The sequence below is a fragment of the Thermohalobaculum sp. genome (assembly GCF_058622915.1).
Map to the genome: position 1 here is coordinate 1 of NZ_JBZSYN010000183.1, position 6,494 is coordinate 6,494.

7 protein-coding genes are annotated in these 6,494 nt (G+C 66.0%); all 7 read right to left on the reverse strand.

The window, feature by feature from the left end; genetic code table 11:
- A partial coding sequence (locus tag AC32QD_RS14035; protein ID WP_492011130.1) for an NADH-quinone oxidoreductase subunit M occupies positions 1-1,160 on the reverse strand: 1,160 nt, incomplete at its 3' end.
- The gene (nuoL, locus tag AC32QD_RS14040; RefSeq protein ID WP_492011131.1) at positions 1,160-3,118 is read right to left on the reverse strand and encodes an NADH-quinone oxidoreductase subunit L; all 1,959 of its coding nucleotides are present in this window, start codon (positions 3,116-3,118) and stop codon (positions 1,160-1,162) included. The genes nuoL and AC32QD_RS14035, both read right to left, overlap by 1 nt.
- A 6-nt stretch (positions 3,119-3,124) precedes the next feature.
- Positions 3,125-3,457 carry an NADH-quinone oxidoreductase subunit NuoK gene (nuoK, locus tag AC32QD_RS14045; protein ID WP_492011132.1) on the reverse strand — a complete coding sequence of 111 codons (333 nt, stop codon included), beginning with the start codon at positions 3,455-3,457 and terminating at the stop codon, positions 3,125-3,127.
- A gap of 11 nt (positions 3,458-3,468) precedes the next feature.
- Positions 3,469-4,083, reverse strand: a complete 615-nt coding sequence (locus AC32QD_RS14050) for an NADH-quinone oxidoreductase subunit J (RefSeq protein ID WP_492011133.1) — start codon at positions 4,081-4,083, stop codon at positions 3,469-3,471.
- 70 nt (positions 4,084-4,153) lie between these two features.
- A complete protein-coding gene (nuoI, locus tag AC32QD_RS14055; RefSeq protein ID WP_492011134.1) occupies positions 4,154-4,645 on the reverse strand; it encodes an NADH-quinone oxidoreductase subunit NuoI in 492 nt (163 codons plus the stop codon).
- 1 nt (position 4,646) lies between these two features.
- Positions 4,647-5,678 (reverse strand): NADH-quinone oxidoreductase subunit NuoH, encoded by a 1,032-nt coding sequence (gene nuoH, locus AC32QD_RS14060; RefSeq protein WP_492011135.1) that lies wholly within the window; start codon positions 5,676-5,678, stop codon positions 4,647-4,649.
- A gap of 4 nt (positions 5,679-5,682) precedes the next feature.
- A partial coding sequence (locus AC32QD_RS14065; RefSeq protein ID WP_492011136.1) for a molybdopterin-dependent oxidoreductase occupies positions 5,683-6,494 on the reverse strand: 812 nt, incomplete at its 5' end.

Here is a 6,494-nt window from a genome sequence, read left to right on the forward strand (position 1 = left end):
ACGGCGGCGTAGATCGGCATTCGGTTGACCAGCCCGCCGAAGGCGGCGATCTCGCGCGTGTGCATGCGGTCGTAGATGACCCCGACCACGAGGAACAGGGCGCCCGAGACGAAGCCGTGGCTGAGCATCTGGAACACCGCGCCGTCCACGCCCTGCTGGTTGGCGGCGAAGATGCCCATGGTGACGAAGCCCATATGCGCCACCGAGGAGTAGGCGACGAGCTTCTTCATGTCCTCCTGCATCAGAGCCACCAGCGAGGTGTAGACGATGGCGATCACCGAGAGGGTGAAGACGAAGCCGCTCATCACGTCGGAGGCGACCGGGAACATCGGCAGGCTGAAGCGCAGGAAGCCGTAGCCGCCGAGCTTCAGCAGGATGGCGGCCAGCACCACCGAGCCCGCGGTCGGCGCCTGCACATGGGCGTCGGGCAACCAGGTGTGCACCGGCCACATGGGCAGCTTCACGGCAAAGGAGGCGAAGAAGGCGAGCCACAGAAGCGTCTGCACGCCACCGGTGATCTGCCATCCGAACAGCGTCAGCGGGCCCGCGTCGAACTGGTGCTTCAGGAGCGACGGGATATCCGTCGTGCCGGCGTCCCAGTACATGTAGAGCATGGCGATCAGCATCAAGAGCGAGCCGAGCAGCGTGTAGAGGAAGAACTTGAACGCCGCGTAGACCCGGTCCTTGCCGCCCCAGATGCCGATGATCAGGAACATCGGGATCAACCCGCCCTCGAAGAACAGGTAGAACAGGATCAGGTCGAGCGAGGTGAAGACGCCGAGGATCAGCGTCTCCATCAGGAGGAAGCAGGCCATGTATTCCTTGACCCGCACCTCGACGGTCCACGAGGCGAGGATCGAGATCGGGAAGATGAAGGTGGTGAGCATGACCAGCGGCATCGAGATGCCGTCCACCCCCAGCTTGTAGGTCAGCCCGGCCATCCACTTGCCCTGCTCGACCAACTGGAAGCCGGGGTTCGAGGGGTCGAACAGCGACAGCGCCCACAGCGAGAACAGGAAGGTCGCGCAGGTCACCATCAGGGCCAGCCAGCGCGCGTTCTGCCGCGCGGCCGCGTCGTTGCCGCCGAGGAACGCGACCAGCATCACCGCCCCGATCAGCGGCAGGAAGGTGATGATCGAGAGGAGCGGAAGCTGTGCCATCAGTGGGCCCCCCCGGTGACGGCGAACCAGGTGACCAGGAGGGACACTCCGATCAGGATCGCGAAGGCGTAGTGGTAGACATAGCCGGACTGCACGCGCCCGGCGAAGCGGGTCAGGCGCGGGATCAGGCCCATGGTCAGCCCGTTGATGAACCCGTCGATCGTGCCCAGGTCACCGCGCTGCCACAGCGTGTAGCCGATCCACTTGGCGCTGCGCACGAAGACCAGCTCGTAGATCTCGTCGAAGTACCACTTGTTGAGCAGGAACCGGTAGAGCATCGGCTGCGCCTCGGCCCATTTCGCGGGCAGGTCGGGCCGGCGGATATACATCAGCCAGGCCATCGCGAAGCCGAACAGCATGGCGAGGAAGGGCGAGATCTTGGCCCAGACCGGGATATGGTGCGCCTCGTGCAGCACCTCGTTGCTCGGGCCGTTGAAGATGGCGGCGCCCCAGAAGCCGGCCTCGTGGTGGCCGACGAAATCGGGATACCAGTTCATGCCGGCGAGCGCCGCCCCGATCGCCAGCGCGTAGAGCGGGATCAGCATCACGTTGCCGCTCTCGTGCGCATGCTCGTGGGCGTGCTCGTCCTTCGGCTCGCCGTGGAAGGTCATGAAGATCAGCCGCCACGAGTAGAAGGCGGTCATCGCCGCCGCCACGACCAAGAGCACGAAGGCGACATGCGCGGCCTGCGAGCCGCCGGCGAAGCTCGCCTCGATGATCGTGTCCTTGGAGACGAAGCCCGAGAAGCCGATCGGCGTGCCCAGGATGGTCAGAAACGGAATGCCGACGCCGGTGATCGAGAGCGTGCCGATCACCATCGTCAAGTAGGTCATCGGCATCTTGTGGCGCAGGCCGCCCATCTTGCGCATGTCCTGCTCGTGATGCATGCCGATGATCACCGAGCCCGAACCGAGGAACAACAGCGCCTTGAACCAGGCGTGCGTGAACAGGTGGAACATCGCCGCCTGGTAGGCGCCGACACCGGCGGCGGCGAACATGTAGCCCAGCTGCGAGCAGGTCGAGTAGGCGATCACCCGCTTGATGTCGTTCTGCACCAGCCCGACCGAGGCGGCGAAGAAGGCGGTGACCGAGCCGATCACCGTGACGAAGGCCAGCGCGTCCGGCGCGTATTCGTAGAGCGGCGACATGCGGCAGACCAGGAAGACGCCCGCCGTTACCATGGTCGCCGCGTGGATCAGGGCCGAGACCGGGGTCGGGCCCTCCATCGCGTCGGGCAGCCAGGTATGCAGGAAGAACTGCGCCGACTTGCCCATGGCGCCGATGAACAGAAGGAAGGTCACCAGCTCGATCGCCGGCACCTGGTAGCCGAGAAAGCTGGTCGTGGTCTTGGCCATGTCGGGCGCCGCGCCGAAGATCACGTCGAACTGGATCGAGCCGGTCAGGTAGAACAGCCCGGCGATGCCCAGGATGAAGCCGAAGTCGCCGATCCGGTTGACGATGAACGCCTTGATCGCCGCGGCGTTGGCCGAGGCCCGCTTGTACCAGAAGCCGATCAGGAGATAGGAGGCGACGCCGACGCCCTCCCAGCCGAAGAAAAGCTGCACCAGGTTGTCGGCGGTCGCCAGCGCCAGCATGGCGAAGGTGAAGAAGCTCAGATAGGCGAAGAAGCGCGGCTTGGAGTCGTCCTCCTCCATGTAGCCGATCGAGTAGAGGTGGACGAGCGCGGAGACGGAGGTGACCACCACCAGCATCACGCCCGTGAGCTGGTCGACCCGGATCGCCCAGTCCGACTGCAGGTCGCCCGAGGTGATGAAGCGCAACAGCGTGATCGACTCGCCGCCCTGCGGGATCGAGAAGAAGGCGATCCAGCTCAGTGCGCAGATGATGAACAGGATGGTGGTCGGGATCACCATCGCCAGCCGCTCGCCGGTGAAGCGGTTGAACAGGCCGGCGATGATGGCGCCGATCAGCGGCAGGACGAGGATGGCCGTGTACATGCCGGCTTATCCCTTCATCATGTTGATGTCTTCGACCGCGATCGAGCCGCGGTTGCGGTAGAAGCAGACCAGGATCGCCAGCCCGATCGCCGCCTCGGCGGCGGCCACGGTGAGCACGAACAGCGCGTAGACCTGCCCCACCAGGTCGCCCAGATGCGCCGAGAAGGCGACCAGGTTGAGATTGACCGCGAGCAGCATCAGCTCGATCGACATCAGGATGATGATGACGTTCTTGCGGTTGAGGAAGATGCCGAAGACACCGATTACGAACAGGACTGCGGCGACGGTCAGGTAGGCTTCGAGGCCGACGCCCCCGATGGGCTGCGCGTGCGGATCCATTTTCCCCTCCCTCAGACGCCCTGGCCGGGCTCGACGTCGCGCAGCTCGACCGATTCCGCGCGGGTGCGCCAGATCTGCCTGAGCACGTTCTGCCGCTTGACCTCGGGCCGGTGGTAGAGCGTCAGCACGATGGCGCCGATCATGGACACCAGCAGTATCATGCCGGCGATCTCGAACAGGTAGACGTACTGGTCGTAGAGAATGAGGCCCAGCGCCTGGGTGTTGTGCACCGCCATGGGCAGCGGCGCCGCGGCGGCGCGGGCCTGCGGCGCGGCACCGGCCACCACCCAGTTGCCGATCACGAGACCGAGCTCGACCACCAAAACCACGCCGATCATGGCGCCGAGCGGCAGGTATTCGGCGAGACCCTGCCGCAGCGCGGCGAAGTCGATGTCGAGCATCATCACCACGAACAGGAACAGCACCGCGACGGCGCCGACATAGACGATGATCAGCAGCATGGCGACGAACTCGGCGCCGAGCAGCACCATCAGGCCGGCGCCCGAGACGAAGGCCAGGATCAGCCACAGCACCGAGTGCACCGGATTGCGCGCCAGGATGACCAGCATGCCCGACATCAGCGCGGCGGCTGAGAAGACGTAGAAGGCCAGGGCTGTCACTGTCATCCCGTTTCCTCTTCTGCGCGCCTTGGCGGCGCGCTCCTTGTTCTTCGCGTTCGCGCCCGCGCCCGGCCCGCTAGCGGTAGGGCGCGTCCAGCTCGATGTTGCGGGCGATCTCGCGCTCCCACCGGTCGCCGTTCGCCAGCAGCTTCTCCTTGTTGTAGTAGAGCTCCTCCCGGGTCTCGGCGGCGAACTCGAAGTTCGGCCCCTCGACGACGGCATCGACCGGGCACGCCTCCTGGCAGAAGCCGCAATAGATGCACTTGGTCATGTCGATGTCGTATTTCGTGGTGCGGCGCGAGCCGTCCTCGCGCACGGCCGCCTCGATGGTGATGGCCTGGGCCGGGCAGATCGCCTCGCACAGCTTGCAGGCGATGCAGCGCTCCTCGCCATTGGCATAGCGCCTGAGCACGTGCTCGCCGCGGAAGCGGGGGCTAAGCTGCCCCTTCTCGAACGGGTAGTTCACGGTCGGCTTGTGCTTGAAGAAATAGCGCAGGCCCACCCGGAACCCGTCGATGATGTCGGCCATCAGGAAGTAGCGGATCGCCCGGTCGAAGGGGATACCCATGTCAGCCTCCCACGGCGTAGCGGGCATAGCCCACCACGTCGTACCTTGCGAGGAACGCCACGAGCACCACCCAGCCCAGGCTCATGGGAAGGAACACCTTCCAGCCCAGTCGCATCAGCTGGTCGTAGCGGTAGCGCGGCACGATCGCCTTCACCATGGCGAAGACGAAGAAGAAGAACAGCAGCTTCAGGCTGAACCACAGCAGCCCCCCGGGGATGCCCGGGATCGGGCTCAGCCAGCCGCCGAAGAACAGCGTCGTCATCAGCGCGCAGATCAGCAGGATGTTCATATACTCGCCGATCATGAACAGCAGGTAGGGGGTCGACGAGTATTCCACCTGGTAGCCGGCGACGAGCTCGGATTCGGCCTCCGGCAGGTCGAAGGGCGGGCGGTTCGTCTCGGCCAGGCCGCTGACGAAGAAGATGATCATCATCGGGAACTGCGGCAGCCAGTACCAGGAGAACAGCCCGAAGCGCCCGTCCTGCGCCCGCACGATGTCGGACAGGTTGAGCGAGCCGGTCGAGATCAGCACGCCGATGATGATGAGCCCGATCGAGACCTCGTAGGAGACCATCTGCGCCGCCGAGCGCAGCGCCGCGAGAAAGGGGTATTTCGAGTTCGAGGCCCAGCCGCCCATGACGACGCCGTAGACGCCGAGCGAGGAGACCGCGAAGATATAGAGCACCCCGACATTGATGTCCGAGATCACCCAGCCGTCGGCGAAGGGGATCACCGCCCAGCCGATCGTGGCGAGCACGAAGGTCACCATCGGCGCGATCAGGAACACGGCCTTGTCGGACCCCGCCGGGATCACGACCTCCTTGAGCATGAACTTGAGGAAGTCGGCGAAGGACTGCAGCAGCCCCCAGGGCCCCACCACGTTCGGGCCGCGCCGGATCTGCACGGCGGCCCAGACCTTGCGGTCCATGTAGAGCAGGAAGGCGAGGCTCACGAGAACCGACACCACGACCGCCAGGCACTCGCCGAGGATCAGCAGGAAGATGCCGAAGTCGGTGTTCAGGAACCCGTTCATTCGCTCACTCCGCCGCCATCGCCCGGTTGCGCTCGGCCGCCATCCGGCTGAGCTGGGCCATCACCGCGCTTGCCCGGCAGATCGGGTTCGCGAGGTAATGATCGCCCACCGTCGAGCGGAAGGGCCGGTCGCTCAAGCTCCCCGCCTCGACCGGCTGCCAGTCGTTCTGAGGCACCTCGTCGAGTGCGGCCAGATGCGGGTGCGCCTCGAACAGCTGGGCGCGCAGCTCGTTGAGGCTGTTGAAGGGCAGCGTGTGGCCGAGCTGCGCCGAGAGCGCCCGCAGGATCGCCCAGTCCTCGCGCGCGTCGCCGGGCGGGAAGCCGGCGCGATGTGCCATCTGCACCCGGCCCTCGGTGTTGACGTAGATGCCGGACTGCTCGGGATAGGCGGCACCGGGCAGGATCACGTCGGCGCGGTGGGCGCCCCGGTCGCCGTGGCTGCCCTGGTAGACGACGAAGGCGCCCTCGGGCAGGTCGATCTCGTCGGCGCCGAGGTTGAAGATCACCCTGGCACCGTCGAGCGCGCCCATCAGGCCGCCCGCATGGATGAAGCCCAGATCCATCCCGCCGACGCGGGCCGCCGCCGTGTGCAGCACCAGAAGGCGCGCCCCCGCCTGCTCGGTCAGGGCCATCACGTGGCCGAGCACGGCCGCGCCGTCCGGCCGGGCCAGCGCGCCCTGGCCGAGGATGACCAGCGGCGCGTCGGCCCCTTTGAGGTAGTCGACGATCTTGCCGCGGCTTTCGCCCTGAAGCGCCTGGGGCCCGTTGCCCAGATGGCGGTGGCGGTAGGTCAGGTCGACGTCTTCGCCGACCAGCG